The 23,764-nt window shown below is 39.0% G+C and carries 25 protein-coding genes and 1 pseudogene; 21 read left to right on the top strand and 5 right to left on the bottom strand.

The genetic code is table 11. The annotated features are described in order from the left end of the window. The 8 genes from ADICYQ_RS09030 to ADICYQ_RS08995 all read left to right on the top strand — a co-directional run bounded on the left by ADICYQ_RS09030 (nucleotide 1) and on the right by ADICYQ_RS08995 (nucleotide 9,725). Nucleotides 1-1,347, top strand: a complete 1,347-nt coding sequence (locus ADICYQ_RS09030; protein ID WP_040415349.1) for a hypothetical protein — start codon at nucleotides 1-3, stop codon at nucleotides 1,345-1,347. Between the two features lie 496 nt (nucleotides 1,348-1,843). Then, on the top strand, nucleotides 1,844-2,950 hold the full coding sequence (locus tag ADICYQ_RS09025; protein WP_020888608.1) for a chorismate mutase: 1,107 nt from the start codon (nucleotides 1,844-1,846) through the stop codon (nucleotides 2,948-2,950). 239 nt (nucleotides 2,951-3,189) lie between these two features. After that, nucleotides 3,190-4,137 carry a 3-dehydroquinate synthase gene (aroB, locus tag ADICYQ_RS09020; RefSeq protein WP_020888606.1) on the top strand — a complete coding sequence of 316 codons (948 nt, stop codon included), beginning with the start codon at nucleotides 3,190-3,192 and terminating at the stop codon, nucleotides 4,135-4,137. Between the two features lie 148 nt (nucleotides 4,138-4,285). Continuing rightward, a complete protein-coding gene (locus ADICYQ_RS09015; RefSeq protein ID WP_020888605.1) occupies nucleotides 4,286-5,515 on the top strand; it encodes a 3-phosphoshikimate 1-carboxyvinyltransferase in 1,230 nt (409 codons plus the stop codon). A gap of 114 nt (nucleotides 5,516-5,629) precedes the next feature. Continuing rightward, nucleotides 5,630-6,445, top strand: a complete 816-nt coding sequence (locus tag ADICYQ_RS09010; protein WP_020888604.1) for a prephenate dehydratase — start codon at nucleotides 5,630-5,632, stop codon at nucleotides 6,443-6,445. Further along, nucleotides 6,445-7,605 carry a pyridoxal phosphate-dependent aminotransferase gene (locus tag ADICYQ_RS09005; RefSeq protein ID WP_020888603.1) on the top strand — a complete coding sequence of 387 codons (1,161 nt, stop codon included), beginning with the start codon at nucleotides 6,445-6,447 and terminating at the stop codon, nucleotides 7,603-7,605. Before ADICYQ_RS09010 ends, ADICYQ_RS09005 begins: the two co-directional genes overlap by 1 nt. Then, nucleotides 7,602-8,450 (top strand): prephenate dehydrogenase, encoded by an 849-nt coding sequence (locus ADICYQ_RS09000; protein WP_020888602.1) that lies wholly within the window; start codon nucleotides 7,602-7,604, stop codon nucleotides 8,448-8,450. The genes ADICYQ_RS09005 and ADICYQ_RS09000 overlap by 4 nt, the downstream gene beginning before the upstream one ends. 57 nt (nucleotides 8,451-8,507) lie before the next feature. Next, nucleotides 8,508-9,725: an arginine deiminase gene (locus ADICYQ_RS08995; protein ID WP_020888601.1), complete on the top strand. Its 1,218-nt coding sequence runs from the start codon at nucleotides 8,508-8,510 to the stop codon at nucleotides 9,723-9,725. 72 nt (nucleotides 9,726-9,797) lie between these two features. On the opposite strand, the gene ADICYQ_RS08990 is transcribed toward ADICYQ_RS08995, so the two are convergent. Continuing rightward, a complete protein-coding gene (locus ADICYQ_RS08990; protein ID WP_020888600.1) occupies nucleotides 9,798-12,530 on the bottom strand; it encodes a putative LPS assembly protein LptD in 2,733 nt (910 codons plus the stop codon). 99 nt (nucleotides 12,531-12,629) lie between these two features. Between ADICYQ_RS08990 and ADICYQ_RS08985 the strand changes: the two genes are divergently transcribed. Together ADICYQ_RS08985 and ADICYQ_RS08980 are read left to right on the top strand one after the other, a co-directional pair. After that, a complete protein-coding gene (locus tag ADICYQ_RS08985; RefSeq protein ID WP_020888599.1) occupies nucleotides 12,630-13,430 on the top strand; it encodes an N-acetylmuramoyl-L-alanine amidase family protein in 801 nt (266 codons plus the stop codon). Between the two features lie 125 nt (nucleotides 13,431-13,555). After that, nucleotides 13,556-14,392: a transglutaminase-like domain-containing protein gene (locus ADICYQ_RS08980; RefSeq protein ID WP_235114517.1), complete on the top strand. Its 837-nt coding sequence runs from the start codon at nucleotides 13,556-13,558 to the stop codon at nucleotides 14,390-14,392. On the opposite strand, the gene ADICYQ_RS08975 is transcribed toward ADICYQ_RS08980, so the two are convergent. After that, nucleotides 14,389-14,970, bottom strand: a complete 582-nt coding sequence (locus ADICYQ_RS08975) for a redoxin family protein (protein WP_040415344.1) — start codon at nucleotides 14,968-14,970, stop codon at nucleotides 14,389-14,391. The two genes, ADICYQ_RS08980 and ADICYQ_RS08975, sit on opposite strands and share 4 nt — an antisense overlap. Before the next feature lie 39 nt (nucleotides 14,971-15,009). Next, nucleotides 15,010-15,639, bottom strand: a complete 630-nt coding sequence (locus ADICYQ_RS08970; RefSeq protein WP_020888596.1) for a 4'-phosphopantetheinyl transferase family protein — start codon at nucleotides 15,637-15,639, stop codon at nucleotides 15,010-15,012. Between the two features lie 43 nt (nucleotides 15,640-15,682). On the opposite strand from ADICYQ_RS08970, the gene ADICYQ_RS29630 reads away from it, so the two are divergent. From ADICYQ_RS29630 to ADICYQ_RS08950, 5 genes are read left to right on the top strand one after another with little or no spacing between them, the layout of a single operon-like run. After that, on the top strand, nucleotides 15,683-15,970 hold the full coding sequence (locus ADICYQ_RS29630) for a hypothetical protein (RefSeq protein WP_316929283.1): 288 nt from the start codon (nucleotides 15,683-15,685) through the stop codon (nucleotides 15,968-15,970). A gap of 53 nt (nucleotides 15,971-16,023) precedes the next feature. Beyond that, nucleotides 16,024-16,596, top strand: coding sequence for a WD40 repeat domain-containing protein (locus ADICYQ_RS29620; RefSeq protein WP_316929282.1), 573 nt, complete (start codon nucleotides 16,024-16,026; stop codon nucleotides 16,594-16,596). Between the two features lie 33 nt (nucleotides 16,597-16,629). Next, nucleotides 16,630-17,478, top strand: coding sequence for a DivIVA domain-containing protein (locus ADICYQ_RS08960; RefSeq protein ID WP_020888593.1), 849 nt, complete (start codon nucleotides 16,630-16,632; stop codon nucleotides 17,476-17,478). After that, nucleotides 17,478-17,843: a dihydroneopterin aldolase gene (folB, locus tag ADICYQ_RS08955; RefSeq protein WP_020888592.1), complete on the top strand. Its 366-nt coding sequence runs from the start codon at nucleotides 17,478-17,480 to the stop codon at nucleotides 17,841-17,843. The genes ADICYQ_RS08960 and folB overlap by 1 nt, the downstream gene beginning before the upstream one ends. Nucleotides 17,844-17,855: 12 nt before the next feature. Next, nucleotides 17,856-18,317: a DUF4268 domain-containing protein gene (locus tag ADICYQ_RS08950; protein WP_020888591.1), complete on the top strand. Its 462-nt coding sequence runs from the start codon at nucleotides 17,856-17,858 to the stop codon at nucleotides 18,315-18,317. Nucleotides 18,318-18,351: 34 nt separating this feature from the next. Here ADICYQ_RS08950 and ADICYQ_RS08945 read toward each other — a convergent pair whose 3' ends face one another. Further along, complete coding sequence (locus tag ADICYQ_RS08945; protein ID WP_040415341.1) at nucleotides 18,352-18,669, bottom strand: HesB/IscA family protein; 318 nt, start codon at nucleotides 18,667-18,669, stop codon at nucleotides 18,352-18,354. Nucleotides 18,670-18,781: 112 nt separating this feature from the next. Here ADICYQ_RS08945 and ADICYQ_RS08940 point away from each other — a divergent pair, with 112 nt between their 5' ends. The 6 genes and pseudogenes from ADICYQ_RS08940 (at nucleotide 18,782) to ADICYQ_RS08915 (ending at nucleotide 22,833) form a co-directional block, all read left to right on the top strand. Then, nucleotides 18,782-19,303, top strand: a complete 522-nt coding sequence (locus tag ADICYQ_RS08940) for a DUF7935 family protein (RefSeq protein ID WP_020888589.1) — start codon at nucleotides 18,782-18,784, stop codon at nucleotides 19,301-19,303. 28 nt (nucleotides 19,304-19,331) lie between these two features. Continuing rightward, nucleotides 19,332-19,748 carry a YkvA family protein gene (locus tag ADICYQ_RS08935; RefSeq protein WP_020888588.1) on the top strand — a complete coding sequence of 139 codons (417 nt, stop codon included), beginning with the start codon at nucleotides 19,332-19,334 and terminating at the stop codon, nucleotides 19,746-19,748. Continuing rightward, nucleotides 19,745-20,467 (top strand): NAD-dependent epimerase/dehydratase family protein, encoded by a 723-nt coding sequence (locus tag ADICYQ_RS08930; RefSeq protein WP_020888587.1) that lies wholly within the window; start codon nucleotides 19,745-19,747, stop codon nucleotides 20,465-20,467. The genes ADICYQ_RS08935 and ADICYQ_RS08930 overlap by 4 nt, the downstream gene beginning before the upstream one ends. Next, nucleotides 20,464-20,904, top strand: a pseudogene (dtd, locus tag ADICYQ_RS08925) (D-aminoacyl-tRNA deacylase); the annotation flags it as partial. The gene ADICYQ_RS08930 and the pseudogene dtd, both read left to right, overlap by 4 nt. An 88-nt stretch (nucleotides 20,905-20,992) precedes the next feature. After that, the gene (locus ADICYQ_RS08920; RefSeq protein WP_020888585.1) at nucleotides 20,993-22,501 is read left to right on the top strand and encodes an ATP-binding cassette domain-containing protein; all 1,509 of its coding nucleotides are present in this window, start codon (nucleotides 20,993-20,995) and stop codon (nucleotides 22,499-22,501) included. Nucleotides 22,502-22,506: 5 nt separating this feature from the next. Further along, on the top strand, nucleotides 22,507-22,833 hold the full coding sequence (locus ADICYQ_RS08915; protein WP_020888584.1) for a nucleotide pyrophosphohydrolase: 327 nt from the start codon (nucleotides 22,507-22,509) through the stop codon (nucleotides 22,831-22,833). 56 nt (nucleotides 22,834-22,889) lie between these two features. On the opposite strand, the gene ADICYQ_RS08910 is transcribed toward ADICYQ_RS08915, so the two are convergent. Then, a complete protein-coding gene (locus tag ADICYQ_RS08910; protein WP_020888583.1) occupies nucleotides 22,890-23,684 on the bottom strand; it encodes an MOSC domain-containing protein in 795 nt (264 codons plus the stop codon). Between the last annotated feature and the right edge of the window lie 80 nt (nucleotides 23,685-23,764).

Below are 23,764 nucleotides of genomic sequence, written 5' to 3'. Positions count from 1 at the left end.
ATGTTTTTAGTTTTGGCATATTTGATGTTGTCCGCTCCCTTTTTGCTACAAGGGCAAACACTTGATAAGACCGAAGTTTTATCCAAAGATCAATTTGAGTTTCTGGAAGGTTTAACTGAAGCAGTACTTGAAGCGTCCAGGATCTATCCAAACCAATTTATATCTGATGCGTTTGGGGCAAACAACACAGGCGGGACGCTAATCCGGCCTGGAGGAAGAAATGCTTACCCTTCATTCTGGATTAGGGACTATGCAATGTCCTTAGAAACTGGGCTGATTTCGCTAGAAGAACAAAAGCACATGTTATTGCTCACAGCTCAAACACAAGCAAATCAAACATGGATTACATCAGGTGGAAGTATGATTCCTGTGGGAGCAATTGCTGACCATATCCGAATAGATGATGGCCTTCCCATTTATTTCCCAGGAACATATAGTTTTACCGATCAAGGGACAGAAAAATGGGGTAGCCTTCCTCCCTATGGGGATCAGTTTATGTTTGTCCACATGGCGTATATTTATGTGAAAGCGAATGGGGGGATGTCAATTCTCTCGGAAGAAATCAATGGTTTGAATTTAATAGAGAGGCTTACACTGGCTTTTCACGTACCTCCTTCTGGGTTAGAAAATCAGTTGGTAATTGCCTCTGAGAAATTTAGAGGCGTAGATTTTGGGTTTAGGGATGCGATTGAATTCACAGGTGAGTTACTGTATCCATCTCTGCTTAAGTACAGAGCTGCCTTGGAACTGTCAGCGCTTTTCTCAATTATGAACCGCCCAGAGCTGGCCGTGAAATACCAGCAAATAGCAAAGGCTATCAAGGAAAGCATACCCAATGTGTTCAGAGATGACAGCGGATTTTTAAAGGCATCCACAAAACTGAGTGCACAACCGGATGTTTGGGGAACTTCCCTTGCGGTTTACCTGGGCGTTTTAGAAGGTGAAGAACTTGCTGCTGCCAGTGAGGTTTTGATGGAAGCTTATAAGAAGGGTACTATTAGCTATCGTGGGAATATCAGGCATGTACCTACAGACCATGATTTTGATGAAAATAAAGTCTGGGAAAAGTCTATAGCAGCGAAAAACACTTATCAAAATGGCGCTTATTGGGGAACTCCTACCGGCTGGGTGGCTTATGCCATTCACCAAAGCAGTCCTGAGCTTGCCAAACAATTGGCGACGGAATACATAGATGAGTTAATAGAAAATGATTTTAGAAAGGGAACAGCTTTTGGTGCGCCTTATGAATGCTTTGATAAGGAGGGCGGAACCCAAAACCCCGTTTACCTTACCTCTGTAGCAAGCCCACTTGCTGTTTTTAGGGAAATATTGAGCGGACAGAAATAAGCGGATTACCCATAAAAGGCAAGACATGAAAAGGGATATTATGACATTATCCCCTATAGTAGCGCTTAAAATTCAGAAAGAGACTGCTGTAAATGCCTTGTAATTTGCTAGCTATGAGCTAGCCCTCCTTAATTACTGGAGCATTCCTGCTTTAGGTTAATAATAAAATGAAACATCGTAAACAATTGATTGTCTATTGATTATATTCTTTATTAAGTAGGAGATGAAAATTTGATGGTGCAATCCAGTTTAAATTCAAGACTTAATACGAAATAAACCAATAACTATTTGATTTTTAAAGGGGGATAGGTTACATTTGACGCATGAAAAATTTCGCAGCTACCTACTTTAGCTTCTTTTACTTTTACTTTCGTCCCCAAAGTCGAATCGGAGCTGCGTATTGTCTTAACAAAAAATAAAAAAAGATAAAAAACATAGAAGCCCGATTCGAAAGAGTCGGGCTTTTTTATTTTAATATTTAACCGAGAATACAGAAATGGAAAATCACTTACAAACAAAAGACTGGGGTTTAGGTCTTAACAACGAGCACCTGATTATAGCAGGACCTTGTAGTGCAGAAACTCCTGAGCAAATCGAAAAGGTTTGCGCAGACATGATCACCGCCAATGTTGTCCCTGACGTTTTCAGAGCAGGAATTTGGAAGCCAAGAACAAGACCAGGAAGTTTTGAAGGTATTGGTGAAGAAGGATTGGGTTGGTTGGAAATCGTTAGAGAGAAACTTAATATTCCAATTACGATAGAAGTAGGAAATGCATCTCACGTAGAATCAGCGTTAAAACATGGCGTAGACATTCTTTGGATAGGAGCAAGAACTACGGTAAATCCATTTGCTGTTCAGGAAATTGCTGATGCGCTTAAAGGTGTTGATATTCCTGTAATGGTAAAAAACCCAATGAATCCTGATTTGGAACTTTGGAGAGGAGCTTTGGAAAGACTTCAGGTGGTGGGAGTGAACAAACTTGCAGCCATACATAGAGGTTTCAGTGATGCTTATGATACTAAATTCCGTAATAAGCCAAACTGGTCTATGCCTATTCATTTGAAAAGGTTATGGAAAGGGATGCAAGTCATCAATGATCCTAGTCATATTGTAGGTAATAGAAAAGGTATATACGAAACAGCTCAGCGTGCGATTAATTTCGGACTTGACGGATTGATGATAGAAACGCATCATGATCCTGACAATGCATGGAGTGATGCGAAGCAGCAGGTAACTCCTCAGCAGCTTAGAGAGATTTTGGATAAAATTGATTTCAAACACCCGGTTCAAAATGAGAACCCTTCAGAGAAATTGCAAGATCTTAGAAATGCTGTTGATCATTTAGACGATCAATTGATGGATCTTCTTGCAGAAAGATTTTCTATTATAGACCAAATTGGTGAGCACAAAAGAGACAATAACCTTATTGTTTTTCAAGCAGATCGTTGGAAGCAAGTAATGGAGTCCAGAACTGCCAAAGGAATGGATAAAAATCTTAGCGAAAAGTTCATGAAAGAATTACTTTATTGTATTCATGAAGAGTCTGTTAAACGTCAAGAGAAAAAATTGAGGGGAGACGTTTCCGCAAAAAAATCAGTTTGATGTTAAGCCCGTTTTTATTCTTAAATAAGTGCTGAATGTTGTCCATAAATTTATTTCGTACCTATTCTTTGTAGTAGGACGTGAAGTAAGTTTAGCTTGAAATAGGGTTTAATAGCCTGTTTAGGGTTCAATGGATTGATATTCAGAGATTGGAAATAGCGTGTTAAATAACCTTTTTCCAATCCATTCTTTTAAGGGATAAAAACGGGTTTAATTTTACCTTTACAAAAAAACAGCTTTTGGAAACAATTATATTTTCTTCCCGAATAGCACAGGATTTGGTTCGGTTTCTCGATTCAAAAAAGTACTCCAAACTTGGAGTCATTATGGATAGTCATACCATCAAACACTGTTACCCATTAATTTCCAGTCACCTTCCTGAGCACAGCAGTTTTGCTTTTGAAGCAGGTGAAGTGCATAAAACCCTAGACACTTGTGTAGCTATCTGGGAATGGATGACAGAGAATAGTTTCGACCGAAAGACCCTCATCCTGAATATTGGTGGTGGAGTAACAGGTGATATGGGAGGCTTTTGTGCCAGTACCTATAAACGTGGTATTCGGTTTATTAATTTACCTACTACCCTGCTTTCCCAAGTTGACGCCAGTGTTGGTGGCAAGTTAGGAATTGACTTTAAGGGATTCAAAAATCACATCGGCGTATTCAACCAACCTGAAGGGGTTTTAATAAGTGAAGAATTCTTAGGAACGCTTCCTGAGCCTGAATTGCGCTCTGGATATGCAGAGGTCATTAAGCATGGGTTGATAAGGAATGAAAATTACTTTAATAGCCTAAAGACTGAAAATTGGCAGAATCAATCTTGGAAAGACATTATCTCTGTTTCGGTAGGAATCAAAAGAGAGGTAGTTGAAAAAGATCCAAAGGAAGAAGGGCTCAGAAAAATCCTGAATTTTGGACATACCATCGGACATGCCGTAGAGTCACATTATCTTGATACACCTTTACATCTTCTCCACGGTGAAGCGATTGCCATAGGTATGGTAACTGAAGGATATCTTTCGCAGAAATTTTTACGATTGCCAAAGGAGCAACTTGAGATTATCCAACAAAAACTTTTGACAGTATATGGAAAGGTCCATATTGATGAAAAAGATTTTGAGGCAATAATTGACTTATGTTTTCAGGACAAGAAAAATGAAGGAAATGTGCTTAATTTTCCTTGTTAAAAAGAATTGGAGAATGCGATTTTAATATTGTGGTAGGAAAAGAAGCCATTATAGAGGCCTTGAAATATTACAATCAATTGGAAAATTGAAAGATGAACAATGCCCCTCAGTCGTATTAAACCTGTAAAATTTAAGCTTTAAATAATTCATGAATACTATTTTACTACCAAAAAAAAGCGCATTTGGTGAAATTCAAATTCCTCTTCCTTCATCCAAAAGTGAAAGCAATAGGGTTTTGATCATCGACGCTCTCACCGAAGGAGGGAATACACTTTCCAACTTGGCCGAAGCAAGAGATACGCAAACCATGATTCGACTACTCGAAGAGGATCCAGACACTTATGATGTGTTGGATGCAGGGACTACGATGCGGTTTTTGACAGCTTATGCTGCGCTAAACAATAGACAAAAAACCATGACGGGAACTCCCCGAATGTGTGAAAGGCCTATAGGTATTTTGGTAGATGCTTTAAAAGAAATAGGGGCTAGTATAAGTTATCTGAAGAAAGAAGGTTATCCGCCCTTGACTATTGAAGGGTTTACTGGTCAAAAAACCAAAGAAATAGAAATTCGAGGCGATGTCAGCAGTCAGTACATATCAGCCTTATTGATGAATGCACCGTTACTTCCTGAAGGCTTAGTGCTTAACCTCACTGGTAAAATTGGTTCAAGGACATATATCACCATGACCCTGGAATTAATGAAGGCCTTCGGTGTTGATTATATATTTGAAGGAAGCCAGATCAAAATCAAGCCTGGAAAATACCAGTCCACTACTTTTTCAGTAGAGAGCGACTGGTCAGGAGCCAGTTATTGGTTTAGTTTATTGGCATGTGCTGATTCTGGGGTATTATTCCTTAAAGGTCTCAAAGCAGAAAGCTTACAGGGTGATGCGAAAATCGTCACTATAATGGATAAGTTGGGGGTGGAGAGCGAATTTACAAGTGATGGAATACTCCTTAAGAAAAAAGCGATTAGCGGTCTACCTTCATTTGACTTTACCCATTGTCCTGATTTGGCACAGACAGTAGCAGTTACCTGCGCACTTACAGGACAAACTTCTGATTTCACTGGCTTAGAAAGCTTGCGAATAAAAGAAACAGACCGTATAGATGCGTTACAAAAGGAATTGGCGAAAATTGGTGCTTTACTTGAGGAACGCAAAGAAGGTGTTTTCACTCTTGTTCCTGCAACGAATATACCTGATACCGTAAGTATTGCAACTTACGATGATCACCGAATGGCAATGGCATTTATGCCGTTGATCACCAGAACGAAACTGGAAATAGAAGATCCTGAGGTGGTTAATAAGTCGTATCCAAGTTTCTGGAAGCATTGTTCCTTATTGGATATTCAGCCAGAATTTATCAAAGAATAATCCGTCACAATGGTTTTTTCCTCGCTAGCTAGGAGCAATTATGGTAGGGAAAGCTGAGAGAATAAGCTGAATTTACAGTATAATACACTTAATAGATAGATTTTGGAAAAGAAAATGAAAATAGCAATACAGGGAGTTCTGGGTTCTTTTCATCACCAGGTTGCCCAACAATATTTTGGGGAAAATATTGAGGTGTTCGGTTACAATACTTTTGAGGAAGTAGCCAAAAGTGTTGGGAATGAGGTGGTGGATGTGGCTGTAATGGCCATAGAAAACTCTATTGCAGGTGCTATTTTGCCTAATTATGACATTATCGATCGGTATGAACTTTATATCACCGATGAATACTATTTACCCATTTCTCACAATTTAATGGCATTGCCAGGTCAACAGTTATCTGATATTACAGAAGCAAGATCTCACCCTATGGCACTGTTGCAATGCAAGAATTTTTTTGCCAGTCACCCGTCTATAAATCCAATAGACGATGTTGATACTGCGTATGTTGCAAAGATTATCTCAGAACAAAAAATCAAAGGTCTAGGGGCTGTGGCCAGTATAAAAGCTGCTGAGTTTTATGGATTAGAATTGTTGGCCGAGGATATTCAGACGGTGAAAAACAATTTCACTCGATTTATCATTCTTCAAAAGGAGAAACCCATAAGCATGGCTTCTCCTACAAAAGCAAGCTTGAAAATTACGATAAAAAATCAAAAAGGAGGTTTGGCCAAATTGCTAACCGTTTTGAGTGACAATGACCTTGATTTAACAAAGATTCAGTCTATTCCAGTAATGAGCAAACCCTGGGAATATTCCTTTTTTGTCGATACACTTATTTCTGATGTTGAGCAATTTAATCGGGCGATGGAATTAATCGCTTCTGATTTTGGGTCAGTTAAGATTTTTGGAACTTATCAAAGTAGAAAATAATGAAAGGTTTTTCCGACAGGTTGGGAGAAGTTAAGGAGTATTATTTCTCCAAAAAACTTAAAGAGGTACAGAAACTTAGAGAAAGTGGAAGGCCGATAATCAACATGGGAATAGGTAGCCCAGACTTGCCTCCTGATCCTAGCGTGATAGAGGCGTTGAAAAGCACAGCTGACTCCCCTTCGGGACATGGGTACCAATCCTATCAGGGTATCCCTGCGTTGAGAAATGCTATTGCTGCATTTTATGATAAGAATTATGGCGTGTCTCTAGACCCTACTTCAGAAGTATTGCCTTTGATGGGCTCTAAAGAAGGGATTATGCACATTTCCATGGCCTTTCTGAATGAAGGAGATGAGGTTTTGGTTCCCAATCCAGGATACCCTACTTACACCTCCGTGACCAAGTTGCTTAATGCCATTCCTGTTTATTATTCCCTCAATGAGGACGATAATTGGGAACCGGACTGGAAAGCGTTGGCTCAAATGGATCTTTCAAAGGTAAAATTGATGTGGGTCAATTACCCCCACATGCCTACCGGTGCAAAGGGAAGTGAATCCTTGTTTAAAAAGCTGGTGGATTTTGCTAAAACGCACAATATTCTCTTGGTTCATGACAATCCTTATAGCTTCATTTTGAATGAAGAACCAAAAAGCTTATTGGAAATATCAGGTGCTAAAGACCATGCCCTTGAGTTAAACTCTTTGAGTAAAACTTTCAATATTCCGGGTTGGAGAGTGGGGATGTTGGCCGGAAGGAGTGATTATCTTGATGCCGTATTGAGGGTGAAAAGCAATATGGATTCTGGAATGTTTTTGGGGATTCAAGAGGGTGCAGTAGCTGCTTTAAAACTAGATAGTACCTGGATAAGCTCCATGAATAAAATATATGCAAGGAGAAAAGCACTTGTGTTAAAAATGGCCAAGTTATTGCAGCTTGACGTACAGGAGGATGCAGTAGGTTTATTTGTTTGGGGGAAAGTTCCAGACGATAAGACGGCCACAGAAATAGTGGATCAATTGCTCTATGAATACGATATTTTCATTACTCCGGGATTAATATTTGGTAGCAAAGGAGCTTCATATGTTCGCTTTTCATTGTGTATAGGTGAAGATAAAATTAATGAAGCCATTACAAGGTTGAAAAATTACATTACGCCATGAAAAAAATACATATCATAGGGCTAGGGCTGCTGGGTGGTTCTTTTGCACTGGCAGCGAAGAAAATATATCCTGAATTAGAAATCACTGGATTTGATTCAGACAGTGGAAACCTGGACCTTGCTTTGGACATGCAACTTATTTCCAGAGGTCTTGCTGTACCGGACAAGGATACTGATATAGTGATCCTAGCAACACCTGTTGATACGTTATTTGCGCTTTTAGAAAAAACGCTCGATCAAGTAGGTGAAAATACATTGGTGATGGACTTTGGCTCTACAAAAGACCAACTTTGTCGCCAAATGAGTCAGCATCCTAAAAGGCAGCAGTTTCTTGCAGTGCATCCTATTGCGGGGACTGAGAATTCGGGCCCTAGAGCTGCTCAAGCTGATCTTTTTGATGGAAATGTAATGATCATCTGTGAAATGGAGAAGACAGATGTCCATCTTAAAGGGATGGCCTATGAGATTTTTGACGCCCTAAACCTTAGGTTGCGTTTCATGGATCCAAAAGATCATGATCTTCATTTGGCTTTTGTTTCACACCTTTCTCATGCTACATCCTTTGTTTTGGGAAAGACTGTTATTGATAAAACAGCAGATGAAAGAAATATTCTAGACATGGCTGGGAGCGGATTTACATCCACTGTCAGACTGGCAAAAAGCTCTCCTGAAATGTGGGGGCCAATTTTTTTAGAAAACAAAAGCAATGTCTTAGAAGCTTTTGATAGCTACATTGAACATTTGACAGCTTTTAGAAAAAAAATAGCTGAAGATGATATTGACGGTTTGAAGGCCGATATGAGAGAAGCCAATAGAATTAGAGATATTTTAGATTTTAAAGAATAAATTGAAAAAATGGTACTAATAGTTCATTAATTGTGGTTTTGTTGTAAATTGGTGAATATGCATTTGACCATCAACTCTGAATTTGCCACATTAAAAGAAGTATTAGTTCATAGGCCTGGACGTGAGATAGATAGATTGACACCCTACAACAAGCACTTGTTGTTGTTTGAAGATGTCCCTTATCTGGAAGAAATGCAGAGAGAGCATGATGTTTTCACCCAGCTTATTAGTGAACAATGCGGTGCTAAAGTTCATTTTTTTGACAAATTATTAGGTGATATTCTTGAAGACAATTCCTTAAGAAATGACTTGATACGGGAAGCACTTGCTGTTTCCAGATTGGAGCATTTAAGTGATGAACTGCTAGGGGTACTTAGCCAGGAGCAATGTGTTCAAGCCTTAATAGCAGGCATAAAAGTGCATGAGGTTAGGGGAAGAGTAAGTGCTGCGGCATTGGCTGATCTTTTAGACTTAGCATTTTTGATTCCTCCATGTCCTAATTTGTATTTCCAGCGAGATACGGCGGCCATTTTACCAGGAGGTATGATTTTTTCCAGTATGCGCCTGGATCAACGACAGAGAGAAGCCAATATGGTGAGGAAAATCTTTGAAAATCACTCTCTGTTTAAAGATAAAATCCAACAAGTATATCCCCTGACAACCCACAATCATACACCATCCATAGAGGGAGGAGATGTAATTATTCTGTCAGACAAAGCTGTGGCGATTGGATGCTCTGAAAGAACTGACGAAAAAGCCGTATACCATGTAGCCAAAAATCTTATCGCTGAAGGTAGAATTGAACGTGTCTATGAAATCCATTTGCCCAAGAAAAGAAATTTTATGCACCTGGATACTGTATTTACTATTTTGGATAAAAACAGGGTGCTGACTTACCCTGATGCCCTTCAAGCTATTCAGCGCATTTCGGTATATACTAGAAAAGATGAAGACAATGAGCAGGTTAACATCAAAAGAACGGTATTAAAGAAACCGTTAAGAGAGGTGCTTAGAATGGAATTACCTGATTTGGAAATAATAGGTACTGACAAAGTAAACCAGGAATATGCACTGAGAGAACAATGGTTTGATGGGGCCAACGTATTTACCGTAGGTCCAGGGAAGGTCATCTCCTATAATAGAAACAAACACACCAATCGCGCATTGAGAGATTATGGCGTGGAAGTGTTGGAAATGCCTTCATCAGAGCTTTCCCGAGGTTTGGGTGGGCCAAGGTGTATGAGTTTACCGATTGCCAGGGAGGTGATTTTATAAGCGACTGAAAAGCGCCAATGATTTCACAAGGGATTCCCATCCCTTTTTAGTGACTCAGTAACAGCGTACGGCTTAAAAACTATCGAAGAAGGACCTTCTTCGGGATACTTTAAGGTCACGAAGTATGTTTGATTTTACTCGTATATCGATACTATAGGATGTAAACCTACCGAAAGGCACCCAATTCGCATTCAATTGCCAGCAATGTAAGTCCCTTGCAATACCTACCATGGTTTGGGTGATCGCAGCAGTAGAAAGATCGTAACCACTGGTAAAGTTAATTTTCCATTTATCAGACAGACTTAGATCACCCGAAATATTGATCGCCTGAGTAACATTCTTCGTCCCCGAGGCGGCCTTATTATAACTCAGGTTATAGCTATAAGTCATGTTCCAGGGAATTGACCAGTCGATGTATTGGCTCGGGTCATTGGCTATTCGATTGATTTCATTTTCCACAAAATCATTCATTTGGCCACCCTGATTTAGGAAATCATTGGTGAGATCATCTCTTACCTCCCCTGGTGATTGCTCTGTTTTACTTGGATTAATGCTTCCATTGATGTTTAAAGAGGCCCTTCTTATGATGCCAATTCCTTGTCCTTTTTTCCAGGCAAACTCATTTATTCTTCGAGTGGTTACTTCTTCACCATTGGTGAAGGTCCCGGTAGCATAAGGATCTAGGGTTGTGTTCAGATTGACAGATAGCTTTTTATCAAATAACGAAGTTCTGGTACTGAAACTGAAGGGCGCAAGGTTAAATGAATCTGCCGCAAAGTTGTAATTGGTAGATACATTTAATGATTGCAGTAGTGGTATTTTCTTGGTTGTGGCTTCTGCAGTATCACTTTCTGTTTTAAGTTTGGCTTCTAACGTGTTTCTTATATTGATGCTCAGAGATTTTGACTCGCCTAAAGGAGCACCACCATAGATAAAGCCTTGAAAGCGCGATAGACGCATAAGGGTCCCATCGGCATCTGTCTGTACTTCCTGGTAATACCCATATTTAGGATCAGAGAAATCCGGAGTACTGGTGAAACCAAAAGTAGGTTGCATGTGGTGCCTTATTGCTTCTATTTTAGAACCTTTCCTGAAGGTATAAAAGCCATAAACATTGGTAGAGAGGTTAAAAGAGCTGTTGTAATAATTTACTCTGTTAAAGCCACTTTCCAGGATTTGATCTAACCGCTCTTCTTCAGGGTTGTAATAATAATTGATTTTGTCCAGGTACCATAGTTCCGTGAAGTTCATTGAGGCCGTACCTGTAAAGAACCGGAAGAGGCTAAAGTTAGAGGATATAGGGACCGTATTTTTGAAACCGTTGTCAGCATCCCTAAGTAGTTGAGGGATATTGGCAATAGTAAATGGAATCACATCTGGGGTGGAGGTTACTCCCAACTCCTCAAGCTCCTGCTGAAGCCCTGGATCTACACCTAGTTCTGTAGTGATACGGTTATTGATCGAGTTTTGGGCATTAAAATTCCAGGAGACATTCAATGTCTTAAGTGGTTCGAATTTCACCTTGCTAAAAGGATTTTGCCTGTTCATATTGATCGCCACATCCGGCAAGAGTAAATTCACTTCGTCCGTTACTTGGTTCTGAGAATGCCTCAAGTTGGCTGACATACTAAAAGGTGTTCCAGTAAATGTCTTGCTATAAGATATATTAGAAGAGAAATCTGATTGCTGATTTTGCTGGAAATTCCCCTGATTAAGGATATTGTCATTGTAGGACTTGGTGCCAAAATTAGCGGAAGCAGAGAATCTGGAATTGCCTCGGGATTCAGGTGTATGGTTCCACCTAAACCAAAAAGCATTGTATTCCAGAGGAGTTTCAGCTGTCTCTGGACTTTGGAATTTTTGATAATCAATATTCAATCCTCCTTTGTATCGGTACCTTTTGTTGTAAACCGAAGCCGTCTTCAAGCCATATCCTCCTTTAGAATAAACTTCACCAGTTACACGCGTGTGCACATAATCATTGAATGCAAAATAATAGCCAAAATCTCTTAGGAAAAAGCCTCGGAGTTGTTCTTCCCCATAGGAAGGGAAAATAATACCAGATGATTTTTCTTCAGGAGTATCGGGTATTATACCGAAAGGAAGTCCCAAGGGTGTTGGGATATTGTTGAAATACAAATTGAATGGCCCGGAAATAATGTGTTTTCCACGGACAGATTTGATTTTAGAAGAGGAAATGTGCCAGTGTGGCTCCACCAAATCACAGGTGGTATAAAAACCTTTACTCAGATAAACAGAACCATCATTGTCTTTTTTGACAATGGCTCCACGGAGAAGGCCTTCATCCTGTTGGGTTACAACATCCGAGATAATGGCTTTTTGGCTTTTAAAGTTATAGCGCATCTCCTTGCGGATTTCATAAACGCTATTGCCTTCCTTGAACATTGGCGTTCCCTGTGCCACACCGAGACTGTCTTTCAATCCTGAGGCGTAGAGTTCATTTTTTTTCCAATCAATTGCGATATAATCTGCATCCAGCCGTATATTTCCATACTCAAACCATGCACCTTTATACAGAAATACTTTATTTTGTGCAAAGTCAGTTATGATACTGTCTTCGGCGTAATAATTGATTGTGGTTTGAATATCACCTTTTGGTTGATTCAGGGTCGAATCCAAATCAGCAGCAGTGATGTTAAGTATGCTGTCTGGAAGTACAGGCATTAATGTGTCTAACCTGACTTCGGGATTTCCCAAGGTGTCAGGAACTGTAAGTTCTAGTTCAGAAGTTCTTTCATTGCCGGATTCCTGGGCCAGGACAGTATGCCCAAAGAAGGTGAGCATACAGATGGAAAGAAATACGTTCTTTATTATCTGCACTAATAAATTATGTTAGCTATAAAAATCATTTAATTTTCAGTAAAGTTAAGGTTATTAACGTTTATGGAACGAACCAAATTGAAAAATATTCTTATAATTTCATTGCTCTTCATTACTGCTGTATTAGTGGGATTTATTCCTCCTGACGAAAAAAAGGCAGAGTTCAAATTAAGAAGGATAGTGATAGACGCCGGACATGGTGGTAAGGATCCTGGGACTTCTGGTAGAATTTCGAGAGAAAAGGATGTTACGCTTGCCATTGCGCTGAAGGTTGGTGGGTATATTTCAGAGTTGCTTCCTGATGTGGAAGTAATTTATACCCGAGAAACAGATGTGTTTATAGAACTTAAAGAAAGGGCAAACATAGCCAATAGGAATAGAGCGGATTTGTTTGTTTCCATCCATTGCAATGCGATTTCCTCAACCAGAGCTTACGGTACCGAAACCTTCGTAATGGGAAATAAAAATTTCAATGGCAATTTTGAGATAGTAAAACGAGAGAATGCAGTAATCCTGCTAGAGGACGATTATCAGCAAAACTATGAGGGCTTCGATCCAAAGTCACCTGAGTCTTACATGATGTTTAACTTGATGCAAAAGGCTTACTTTGCCAATAGTCTTTCTTTAGCCGAGAAAATTGAAACTGATTTGTCAACGAGAGTGAATAGGCATTCAAGAGGGGTAAAACAAGCTCCTTTTTATGTTTTATGGACAACGAGTATGCCGAGTGTGTTAATAGAGACAGGCTTTTTGTCAAACCCGGCAGAAGAAAAATACCTTAATAGTAAAAGTGGACAAACTTATGTGGCTTCTGGTATATTCAGGGCGATTAAGGCCTATAAAGAAGAATTGGAAGCTATATGATGGTTTTTTAGCGCTCAAATTCAATTAACATCTCACTTAAAAATAAAATGACAGGTATTTTATCCCCAAAAATTGGTAAATTTGGTTAGTTGAAACTGTGAGGGTTAGTTGAGATGAATATGCAAATGACAGATAAAGAATTAAATGCTCTTGTGTCTTTGTTGGATGATGGGGATCAGGAGGTAAAGGAGCACGTGAGGGATAAAATCCTCTCCTTAGGTAATAAAATTATCCCCTTTCTGGAAAACAAGTGGGAGGGCTCATTCAATCCTGAATTGCAAAAGGAGATCGAAGAGATCGTTCATGACATGCAGTTTAATTTGCTCATGGAAAGGCTTACGGATTGGACCAATTCTGAGGAAAAAGAATTGCTCGAGGGCTTGTGGATTATCAATACCTACCTCTATCCAGAACTTGAATTTGAACAACTTAATGGGCTAATGCAGCAAATTTATTTTGATGTTTGGACGAATTTCAAGAATGAACTGTCAGTCTATGACAAAATAAAATTGATCAATAATGTGATGTTCAATGACTTGAAATTCTCTGCCAACACCAAGAATTTTCATAGCCCAGCCAACAGCATGATCAAAACGGTTTTAGAAACCAAGAAAGGGAACCCTATAAGCCTTTGTTCAGTCTATTTATTGGTGGCAAAAAAACTCGGCTTGCCAGTTTACGGGGTTAATTTGCCCAATCTTTTCGTGTTAACCTACAAATCAGGTAAATTCAAATTTTATATCAATGCCTTCAATAAAGGGCTTATTTTTACCAAGCAGGATATAAACAATTACCTTGATCATTTGAAGTTGGACCCTAAGCCGGAATATTATGAGCCCTGCGAAAATATTGAAATTATCAGAAGAGTAATTCGAAACCTTATTTACTCATTCGAAAAAATAGGAGATTTAGACAAGTCTAAAGAGGTCAGTCAATTATTAAAAATAGTGGACAAAAATTAAGGTGTAAACCTAATATTACAACCAACAGCTCTAGTCACTGTAGGGCTTGGCCGGTCCCTTTTAATGATGTCTTCCAAAGCAGTATCAAGGTAATGAACTGTAGCACTTTCCATTGCTTGGGCATTATTATCTATAGCGCCTCTGTAAGCAATGCTGTAGCCAGTAGGTCCTGAGGTGATAATTACTACTTCAGGAATTTTCTTCACCCCTGTCATTTTCGTAAAAACCTGGTTTTCATCCAGTAGGAATGGGATTTGATTGTTTTTTGCAAAGGCCAATGAGGCAAGCTTTTCAATGGTTTCATCCTCCTGATCAGAATGAGGGTTTACCAGCGCAAAAGTAATGTTTGAGGAGGCATATTTTTCCTTCAGTGCCTTAATCCTTGAATTGTATAGTTTTGGATAGGGGCATTTAAGGGTGTAAAAAATAAATACCTGTGCAAGGGATGCCTTGTTTTTTTCAAGCGAGTAGGCTTGATTGGTAATGGCATCTACCATCTCCATGTTGGAAATCTTTTGTCCGTAAATGGTAGAAGTCCATAGGAGACAAATTACAAAACATACAAAAAGTTTCTTCATCTCTAGTTTTGTTAATTACAATTATAAATATACGAAGAATCACCAAATAGTATAGGTAAGTACCATGTCGTTTTCTGAATGGACCATGACATTGTAAAAATGATCTGAAAAGTCAGTGCCATAAACTTTACCTTTAATGATTTGATCTTTTGCAGAAAAGGGTTCTAGTATAATGTTTTGTCTTAGACTAATACCTCTTTTACCTTGGCATTTGTAGATGCTTTCTTTCACTGACCAGGCTAAAGTGTACAGGTAACTGTCTTTACCCAAAAATTCCAATTCAGAAGGGTCCAGGTATTTTGGGCCAAGTGGCACCGTTTTTTCTCTCACCCTTTCCAAGTCCACCCCAACTGGCATGTCCTTGTGAAATATCGCTGCGGCATAATCTCCATGGTGAGTAAGGGATACGTGTCCTGAACCATCCATAGTATGGGATTTTCCATGGCTGTCTTTATAAAAGCCAGGGTAGGGTAAATTAAGGCTGTCTAAGGTGTTTTTGATAGCAAGTCTAGCGCCTTTCCATTCTTTTCTTTTTTGAGCATGACCGATGTTGGCCAGGGATAGTTTTTCTCTAAAACTCAAAAAGTCCATGGATGCGTTTTCAGACGTTTTAATATTGTTGATGGCAAAAGCAGATAAAGGGCTAATTTTTTCTATTTTTGTTAACATAGTAACTTAAAGGCAACTGAGTGGTAATAAGGTTTTGCAATATATGTCAAATATTCAAGTTAGTAAACTTAACACATTAAGAGGTCATAATCATTCCGTATTTGCACTTGCTAGCGGTTGCGTACCTCACCTTATATATACTGGCTCCGGAGATGGAATGGTGGTAGAATGGGATCTTTCTACCCCTGGAGATGGGCTTTTGCTGGCCAAACTTCCAAATTCTGTTTATGCTCTGGAAGTAGATGAAAAAAGAAATCTTTTGTTTATAGGCCAAAACAATGAAGGGGTTCATGTTATTGACCTAAAGAGTAAAAAGAAATTTGGTCCTTAAAAATCACTTCTCATTTAATTTTTGATCTCAAAGTAGTTGGCAATTTATTATTGGTGGCTACAGGAGATGGAGTGCTTGTGGTTTTGGATATAGAGGAAAGGTCACCAGTCCGCCATGTGAAAATTAGTGAGCAGTCCCTACGTGTTTTGGCAGTTTCTCCTGACAAAGGTCAGGTAAGCGTAGGAGCCAGCGATAATTTGGTGAAGGTTTTTGATTTGAAAAATTGGAAGCCATTGGCGAGAATGGAAGGACATAACAAATCAGTATTTGCATTAGCATACAGTCCAGATGGTAAGAGAATCATCAGTGGAGGAAGGGATGCTCAACTTAAATTCTGGGATACTGAGAATTTTGAAGAGCAGAAAAATATTGCAGCGCACATGTATGCGATCAACTTTCTTTCTTTTCGAGAAGATGGTAAGTATTTTGTGACTTGTAGCATGGACAAGTCAATGAAAATTTGGGATTACGAAGCTTTTAGGCTATTGAAAGTTATAGATAAAGCCAGATTTGTAGGTCATGGGACTTCCATTAATAAAGTTTTGTGGACGAAACATAATAACCAAGTAATAGCCATCAGTGATGATCATACTGTTTCTGTTTGGGAAATTAATATTGGTCAATAACTTCCGGTCATAGATCGGCTAAATGACGAAAAAATGAAAATTACACCATTAGATATCCGTCAAAAGACCTTCGAAAAGAATTTCAGAGGTTATGATAAAGACGAAGTTTCGACGTTTTTGAGTTATCTGTCTCAAGAGTGGGAAAAACTCGTCGAAGAGAAAAATGCACTTAAGATAAAATATGAGCACGCAGAAAAAGAAGCTTCCAAACTTAGGGAAGTGGAGCAGTCGCTTTTTAAAACTTTGAAAACAGCAGAGGATACTGGCGCAAGCATAATCGAACAAGCGAATAAAACAGCGGAATTAATTCTTAAGGAAGCACAAATGAATGCAGATGCGCTACATGCCGAATCAAGAGGCAATGCCAGAAGCATGATAGATCAGGCAGAATCCCAATCCAAAAATATCATAGAAGACCTAAAAGAAGATGTTAATGTATTGGTGGAAAATTACGAAAAACTACTAGATCAAAGAGATTACTTACTTAAAAACCTGAAGCGTACAGCCGCAGAAACGCTAGAGAATGTAAATGCTGCTAGGGAAGGCTTTAACGAAATAGACGCTGGCATTCATACTCGTTTGGTCAAAGAACTACAGCGGAAAGAAAAGAATTTCCAGCCAACTGAAAAGGAGGAGCCGAAGTCAAATCAATCCGGCAATACTTATATATGGGAACAGCCTGAAAGTAAGGAAGAGGTCGAAATTGAGCCTGAAACTGTTGAAGATGAATTGGTAATTGCTGCTGAAGTTGATCCAATCCAAGTAGTGGAAGAGGTTGATGAACAAGAAAAGCAGGAAGAAGAGGAAGCGAAGGAGAAAGTACCTGCAGCCAAGAATACAAATAAAGGCGAATCTGGTTCATTTTTTGATCAATTTGAATAATGGGAAAAGTATCACTTGAAGGAATTGAGTTTCATGCTTTCCATGGGGTGTTCTCAGAAGAAAAAAAATTAGGCAATCGATTCACTGTTGATTTGCATGTGTATACAGATTTTGAGAAGGCCATGCGTACGGATGACCTTAAGTATACGGTCGACTATTTTAAGCTTTATCAAATAGCTAAAGCACACATGCAGGTCCCCGTGAAATTATTGGAACACTTGGGGCATTTGATGATTGAGGATATTCTAAAAGCCTATCCCGAAAGTACACAGATTGAAGTAGTGATTAAAAAACACAATCCAGCCCTTGGAGGGGTGGTAAATTTTTCTGTTGTAGAAGTGGCTTACCCTAGAGACTACCAATAAACTGGATATTTAATGTATACCAAAAATGAGCTTAGCAAAACCAGGCAAGAGTTTTGGACCACATTTGGACAGTATATGAAGCCTGTGCCTAACGCTGATGGAACAAAAATCAATTGGAAAAACTATAAAACGGGTGTAAAGCACATGTATTTTAGAATGAAAGCAGAGAGAGATTTTACTTCCATATCCATAGAGGTGCAGCATCCCGATAAGGAAATCAGGAGCTTGCTGTTTGATCAGATGGTTACCTTTAAACGTATTTTTCAGCAGGAAGTAGAAGAAGAGTGGATATGGGCACCCGACGCAGAAAATGAGTGGGGGGAGTTTTCCAGTAAAGTGGAAAAAACATTGCCAGGCGTAAGCGTAATGAATAGGGACGATTGGCCAAAAATCATCTCTTTCTTAAAGCCTAGAATAATTGCAATAGACGCTTTCTGGTCAAATATGAAATATGGCTTTGAAGGGTTGACTTAATAAATGGGACGGCACTCCTTACTAGTGAAAATAACTATTGGTTGTCGTGCCTTTTAGGTAGGTCAGGATTGGTAAAGACAAATCCTTTGGCCTCATTGCTTTCGTGGAAATCTACCTGCATGCCCATTAAAAACATCACATGTTTTTTTTCAATCAGCACTGCCAGGCCTTCGATCTCATAGCCTTGATCCCCCTCTTTTGTCAGGTCAAAACCTAAAGCATAGGAAACGCCACCACATCCACCGCCTTTCACACCTATTCTTAAGGAGTACTCCACAGGGATATTCTTGGTAGCCATAATGTTTTTAATCTCTTCTAGGGCCTTGGCAGTTATTTTTATTGGAGTCACCATGTGAAATTAAGGATGAGGAATGATTAATGGTTCCAAAATTAAAACAGAAAAACAATTCGTGCATAGTAAAACATGACATTATTTCAGATATTGCCAATTAAAACCTTTGAATATGGATTACCTCTTTGAGCTATTAAAAATAATTATTCCTGCGGGTCTGGTCATTTATGGGATGTTTATTATTACGGTATCATTTTTGAAGAAGGAAAAGGAGATGAAATGGTTGGATATTAAATCCAAAAATTCGGAGCAGGTGATTCCTTTACGTATTCAGGCTGGAGAACGGCTTTGCTTGCTTTTAGAGAGAATCTCTCCAAATAATTTAATCAGAAGAATTAATGGGCCTGATATGCTTTCCGGAGAACTGCATAGTCTTTTGATTCAGGAAATAAGAAGTGAGTTCAACCATAATTTGTCTCAACAGCTATATTTTACAGATGATTCTTGGGAGACCTTAAGGTCTGCTGTAGAGCAAACCATTTCACTCATTAACAATGCCTATCAGCAGGTCGGTGGTGAAGAAAGGAGCATTGAATTATCGAAAAAAATTTTCCAACTCGCAATGGAATTGGAACAGGACAGTATAGGGATTGCGTTAAGAAAGATCAAAGATGAAATACGTATTTACTACTGAGCCCAACACTATAAAGCAATAAACACCTATGGACAGTTATACTTCAGGCCAAAGCCTTTTTGAAAAGGTCAAAGCCATTTATCTAAACAGGGCTGAGCACATTGCTGGTACTGAGAAAAAGCTAGGCAGTCTACTTGAGAAAGTAAACCAGAAATGGCAAGAGCTTTCCCATAACCCTACCTTTGCGGAAGTCAAATTTCAAGTCGAGATATTTATTAGAATGGTCAAAGCACATTTAAGTAAAAAATATGCTGGACTATCCAATAGGTCTTTGGGTTTGTTGGTCCTTGGTTTGTTTTATTTTGCCCTTCCAACGGATCTGGTTCCTGATTTTATCCCTTTCGTAGGATATGTAGATGATGTAACCGTATTACTCTTCATATTTAAAAGTCTCCAATCGGATATTGAGAAGTTTTTAGATTGGGAAAAAAATCAAAACTTATGAGTCAAATAGCGTTTGTTTCAGGAGCATCTGGGTTAATAGGTGTTCAACTTCTCCATCAACTTTTTAAAAATGAAGCCATTGACTGGGTTGTTTCCTTCGGTAGAAGGGATTTGGCTTTTAAACATCAGAAGCTAGTTCAGGTGAAGGTTGACTTTGAGCAGTTGGAAAAGCTAAACCTGGAAGATGAAATCAGGAAGCAAAATATGGGGGGAGACAAGCAGCCTTTATTAAAAGCCCTGAATGAAGCTTCTACATCAATTATAGCTTTCTGTGCTTTAGGAACTACCATCAAGAAGGCAGGCTCCAAAGAAAATTTTCACCGTATAGATCACGATTATGTGCTTAACTTCGCTAGGATGACCATCCGCTTAGGAGCCAAGAGATTCTTGTACGTAAGTGCCATAGGGGCGGACGCCCAATCATCGATCCAATACAATAGTGTAAAAGGAAAGGTTGAAGATGGCTTGAAAAGGATGGATTTTGATTATGTAGGCCTCTTTCAACCCTCGATATTATTAGGCGAAAGAAATGAAAGTAGACCAGGAGAAGAAATAGGCAAAGTAGTCATGAAATTTGTTACTTTTTTTGGGCTTTTTAGTAAGTATAAACCTATATACGATCATCAGGTAGCTAAAGCAATGGTGCAAAAAGCCCTTAATTTTAAAATGACAGGAAATGAGACCATTTCCTCCTCAGAGATGCATAAGATGACTAAATGATTGTAGTATTACAAAGAGTAAAAAGGGCATCAGTACATATTGAGGCAATTGAGAAAGCAGCAATTGGGACAGGTTTACTTGTTCTCTTAGGTATCGAATCGGCAGACACACTTGATGATATAAACTGGATTTGCAGAAAAATCGCAAATATGAGGATTTTTGCAGACCAACAAGGAGTGATGAATAATTCTATTCTGGAGACAGATGGGGATGTTTTAATTGTTAGTCAGTTTACCCTTCATGCAAGCACAAAAAAAGGCAACAGACCTTCCTATATAAAGGCGGCCAGGCCTGAAATTGCAATTCCCCTTTACGAGCAATTTATAGAAGAAATGAGCAAACTTCTTGGGAAGCCTGTCCCGACTGGAGAGTTTGGAGCTGACATGCAAGTGTCTTTGGTGAACGATGGTCCAGTGACTATTGTCCTGGATTCAAAAATAAAGTTTAAATCATCCCTTTCTGGTTTCCTAATTTATATTATTCCCTCAGTTTTAGCGAAGCCCATCCAGATTAAAATTTAATGAAATGAAAAAAAAGAGTGTCTTTTTAGAGATAAACAATGCTACCGTTCAGTCTTTTGGTAAAACAGTATTTAAAGATTTAAACTTCACCGTTGAAAATGGTGAATCTTGGGCTATTTTAGGTGATTCTGGGAAAGAACGCACATTGTTTCTGGAAACTATTCTGGGTAGGACAGCTATTGTGAGGGGGAGCATTGAATGGCCATTTGCTGCAGACTATCAGAAGAAACAACGAGATCTTGGATTGATCAATAGCTTTAGGGATCTTATCGCTTTGGTCTCACAAAAATATACTTTCCGTAATAAATCCAGTCAACAAAATTTTTATTATCAGCAGCGATTCAATAGTTCTGAATCTGAGGATACAGCCACTGTAAATGCCTTTCTGAGCGAGGTTGAAATTAAAGAAGAAGGGGCTTGGAACCTGTCAAACGTTATTCAGCTCTTTGGGCTTGAAGGATTAAAAAGCAAATCTTTGATAAAGCTTTCAAATGGTGAGACAAGGAGACTGGCATTGGCAGAGGCTTTATTAAAGAATCCGAAATTGTTGTTAATTGACATGCCACTGGTGGGGCTTGATGTACAAACCAGAGCTGATTTTGAAGGTATACTCAAAGCCATTCAGCATTCAGGGATTCAAGTCATCATGACATCTTCTGCCAAAGAGGTTCCAGAAGCAGTGGATCGAATAGGTTGGATAAGTGGAGGGAAATTAATGATAGTAGAAGAAAGAGATAGTTTAATTCCCTTGGAAAATGAAGCTTTCTCAACCTTCAACTTTTCTCCCCTGTCTTTTGATGGACTACTGAACACAGGAACTTTGCCATTTTCGGATCAGGAGATTATTAAAATGAATAATGTTACGATCAGGTATGGCGAAAAAAAATTGCTCGACAATCTTTCTTGGCAGGTAAATCCTGGGGAAAAATGGTTGATAAAAGGACATAATGGCGCAGGAAAATCCACCCTCATTAGTTTGGTGCTAGGAGAAAATCCTCAAGCTTATGCCAATGACATTTCATTGTTTGGCAGGAAGAGAGGTACTGGCGAAAGTATTTGGGATGTTAAGCGGCCTATTGGCTTTGTCTCTGCCGAATTGGCCAGGTATTTCCCCACCAATCAAACTTGCAAAAAGGTAGTGGCATCGGGTCTTTTTGATACCATGGGGCTATTTAAAAAACTGACTGAGACGCAGGAGGCGTTGGTGGATAGATGGCTTGAAGTATTCCAATTGTCTCATTTAAGTGAGTTTAGATTGAATCAGATAAGTCTGGAAGAGCAAAGATTCTGCATTTTGGCACGGGCGATGATTAAATCCCCCACATTACTTGTCCTGGACGAAGCCTCTCAGGGCATGGATGAGGAACAACGAAGCAGGTTTAAATCCACCATTGAGTATTTTTGTCAAGAGACAGGATTAACATTACTTTTCGTAAGTCATTACGACGTAGATATTCCGGATTGTATAGGACATACACTTGAATTAGAGCTAGGTAAGGTAATTAACAAATAGAAAGAATGACCATAGAAGAAGCACAAAAGCAAGTAGACGAATGGATAAACACCACAGGTGTTCGGTATTTTAGTGAATTGACAAACATGGCAATTTTGACTGAGGAGGTAGGAGAAGTAGCTCGGATTATGTCACGAAAGTATGGCGAGCAATCCTTCAAAGAAAGTGACAAGGATGTCGATTTGGGTGATGAAATGGCAGATGTTTTATGGGTGCTGATCTGTCTGGCCAATCAAACAGGGATAGATTTAACGAAGGCCTTTGAAAGAAATTTTGAGAAAAAGAATAAGAGGGATATTGACAGGCATAAAAACAATGAAAAATTAAAATAATTGGCGGTCTTTCTCAAAAATTCCCTCTTTTGGCTAGGCTGATTAGTAAATCTAGCTCAAATGAGCTTTATAATATTGCCAACAGCAATGCCACCTTTGTCTAAAGCAATAAGATTCTGACCAAATAATATTTTTCCATCCACTTTTCTGTATTGAGACAGTGTAGTCAAGGGTTCTTTGCCTTTTTCCCCTGTTTTCTGATCTATGGTGATCATTGTACATCTGGCACAGGGCTTTGTGACCTTAAACCTCACTTGTCCTATTTGGATATTGTCCCAGTCATCCTCGGCAAAAGGAAGTGCGCCTGTAAATACTATATTTGGCCGAAACCTCGCCATAGGAATTGGTACTTCCAGTTTGCTGTTTAGATCGTCCAGCGAGGATTGGCCAATAATGAGGAATGGCATACTGTCTGCAAAGCTAACATGTTCATTATTAACTTTGTATTTGCCTTCAATGTACCTTTTGTTATCCAAATCCATTTTCACCAATTGACAATTTGTCTTTAGTTTTGCTGAAAACCATTTGTCAATCTTAGAAGATACATGAAGGGTTTTTACCGAGTCATCCCAAACAGTGCCTTCTATTTTTTCGCCAGTATTTTCAAGAAAGGGGATTTCAATCCTATCTTCCGGATTTAATTGATGGTACACGAGTAAACCTTTTTCCTGCAATTCTACCTGAAGTAAAGCCATTTCCGGAAGAGAACGCTGGGTTAGAAATTTCCCATTTTGGTCTACTAGCATCCAGTTTCTGTCATACTGGAAACCGGAAATTTCTACATTGGCATCGATTAAATTGATTCCGCCAAGAGATTTAATCGGGTAAATATTGATTTGAGAGACTTTCATTTGGATTATTAATGTTGACTTACCAGGTAAATATCGGTTACTTTTGTTGCAATACTATGGGAAATATTGACATTTTTAAA

The organism is Cyclobacterium qasimii M12-11B (assembly GCF_000427295.1).
Taxonomy (GTDB): Bacteria; Bacteroidota; Bacteroidia; order Cytophagales; family Cyclobacteriaceae; genus Cyclobacterium; species Cyclobacterium qasimii.
This window is presented reverse-complemented; position numbering and strand designations above follow the sequence as displayed.

Coding starts and splice junctions, on each gene's coding strand:
- ADICYQ_RS09030 (WP_040415349.1), top strand. CDS start 1: ATGTTTTTAGTTTTGGCATATTTGATGTTGTCCGCTCCCTTTTTGCTA.
- ADICYQ_RS09025 (WP_020888608.1), top strand. CDS start 1,844: ATGGAAAATCACTTACAAACAAAAGACTGGGGTTTAGGTCTTAACAAC.
- ADICYQ_RS09015 (WP_020888605.1), top strand. CDS start 4,286: ATGAATACTATTTTACTACCAAAAAAAAGCGCATTTGGTGAAATTCAA.
- ADICYQ_RS09010 (WP_020888604.1), top strand. CDS start 5,630: ATGAAAATAGCAATACAGGGAGTTCTGGGTTCTTTTCATCACCAGGTT.
- ADICYQ_RS09005 (WP_020888603.1), top strand. CDS start 6,445: ATGAAAGGTTTTTCCGACAGGTTGGGAGAAGTTAAGGAGTATTATTTC.
- ADICYQ_RS09000 (WP_020888602.1), top strand. CDS start 7,602: ATGAAAAAAATACATATCATAGGGCTAGGGCTGCTGGGTGGTTCTTTT.
- ADICYQ_RS08995 (WP_020888601.1), top strand. CDS start 8,508: ATGCATTTGACCATCAACTCTGAATTTGCCACATTAAAAGAAGTATTA.
- ADICYQ_RS08990 (WP_020888600.1), bottom strand. CDS start 12,530: ATGCTCACCTTCTTTGGGCATACTGTCCTGGCCCAGGAATCCGGCAAT.
- ADICYQ_RS08985 (WP_020888599.1), top strand. CDS start 12,630: ATGGAACGAACCAAATTGAAAAATATTCTTATAATTTCATTGCTCTTC.
- ADICYQ_RS08980 (WP_235114517.1), top strand. CDS start 13,556: ATGACAGATAAAGAATTAAATGCTCTTGTGTCTTTGTTGGATGATGGG.
- ADICYQ_RS08975 (WP_040415344.1), bottom strand. CDS start 14,970: ATGAAGAAACTTTTTGTATGTTTTGTAATTTGTCTCCTATGGACTTCT.
- ADICYQ_RS08970 (WP_020888596.1), bottom strand. CDS start 15,639: ATGTTAACAAAAATAGAAAAAATTAGCCCTTTATCTGCTTTTGCCATC.
- ADICYQ_RS29630 (WP_316929283.1), top strand. CDS start 15,683: ATGTCAAATATTCAAGTTAGTAAACTTAACACATTAAGAGGTCATAAT.
- ADICYQ_RS08960 (WP_020888593.1), top strand. CDS start 16,630: ATGAAAATTACACCATTAGATATCCGTCAAAAGACCTTCGAAAAGAAT.
- folB (WP_020888592.1), top strand. CDS start 17,478: ATGGGAAAAGTATCACTTGAAGGAATTGAGTTTCATGCTTTCCATGGG.
- ADICYQ_RS08950 (WP_020888591.1), top strand. CDS start 17,856: ATGTATACCAAAAATGAGCTTAGCAAAACCAGGCAAGAGTTTTGGACC.
- ADICYQ_RS08945 (WP_040415341.1), bottom strand. CDS start 18,669: ATGGTGACTCCAATAAAAATAACTGCCAAGGCCCTAGAAGAGATTAAA.
- ADICYQ_RS08940 (WP_020888589.1), top strand. CDS start 18,782: ATGGATTACCTCTTTGAGCTATTAAAAATAATTATTCCTGCGGGTCTG.
- ADICYQ_RS08935 (WP_020888588.1), top strand. CDS start 19,332: ATGGACAGTTATACTTCAGGCCAAAGCCTTTTTGAAAAGGTCAAAGCC.
- ADICYQ_RS08930 (WP_020888587.1), top strand. CDS start 19,745: ATGAGTCAAATAGCGTTTGTTTCAGGAGCATCTGGGTTAATAGGTGTT.
- ADICYQ_RS08920 (WP_020888585.1), top strand. CDS start 20,993: ATGAAAAAAAAGAGTGTCTTTTTAGAGATAAACAATGCTACCGTTCAG.
- ADICYQ_RS08915 (WP_020888584.1), top strand. CDS start 22,507: ATGACCATAGAAGAAGCACAAAAGCAAGTAGACGAATGGATAAACACC.
- ADICYQ_RS08910 (WP_020888583.1), bottom strand. CDS start 23,684: ATGAAAGTCTCTCAAATCAATATTTACCCGATTAAATCTCTTGGCGGA.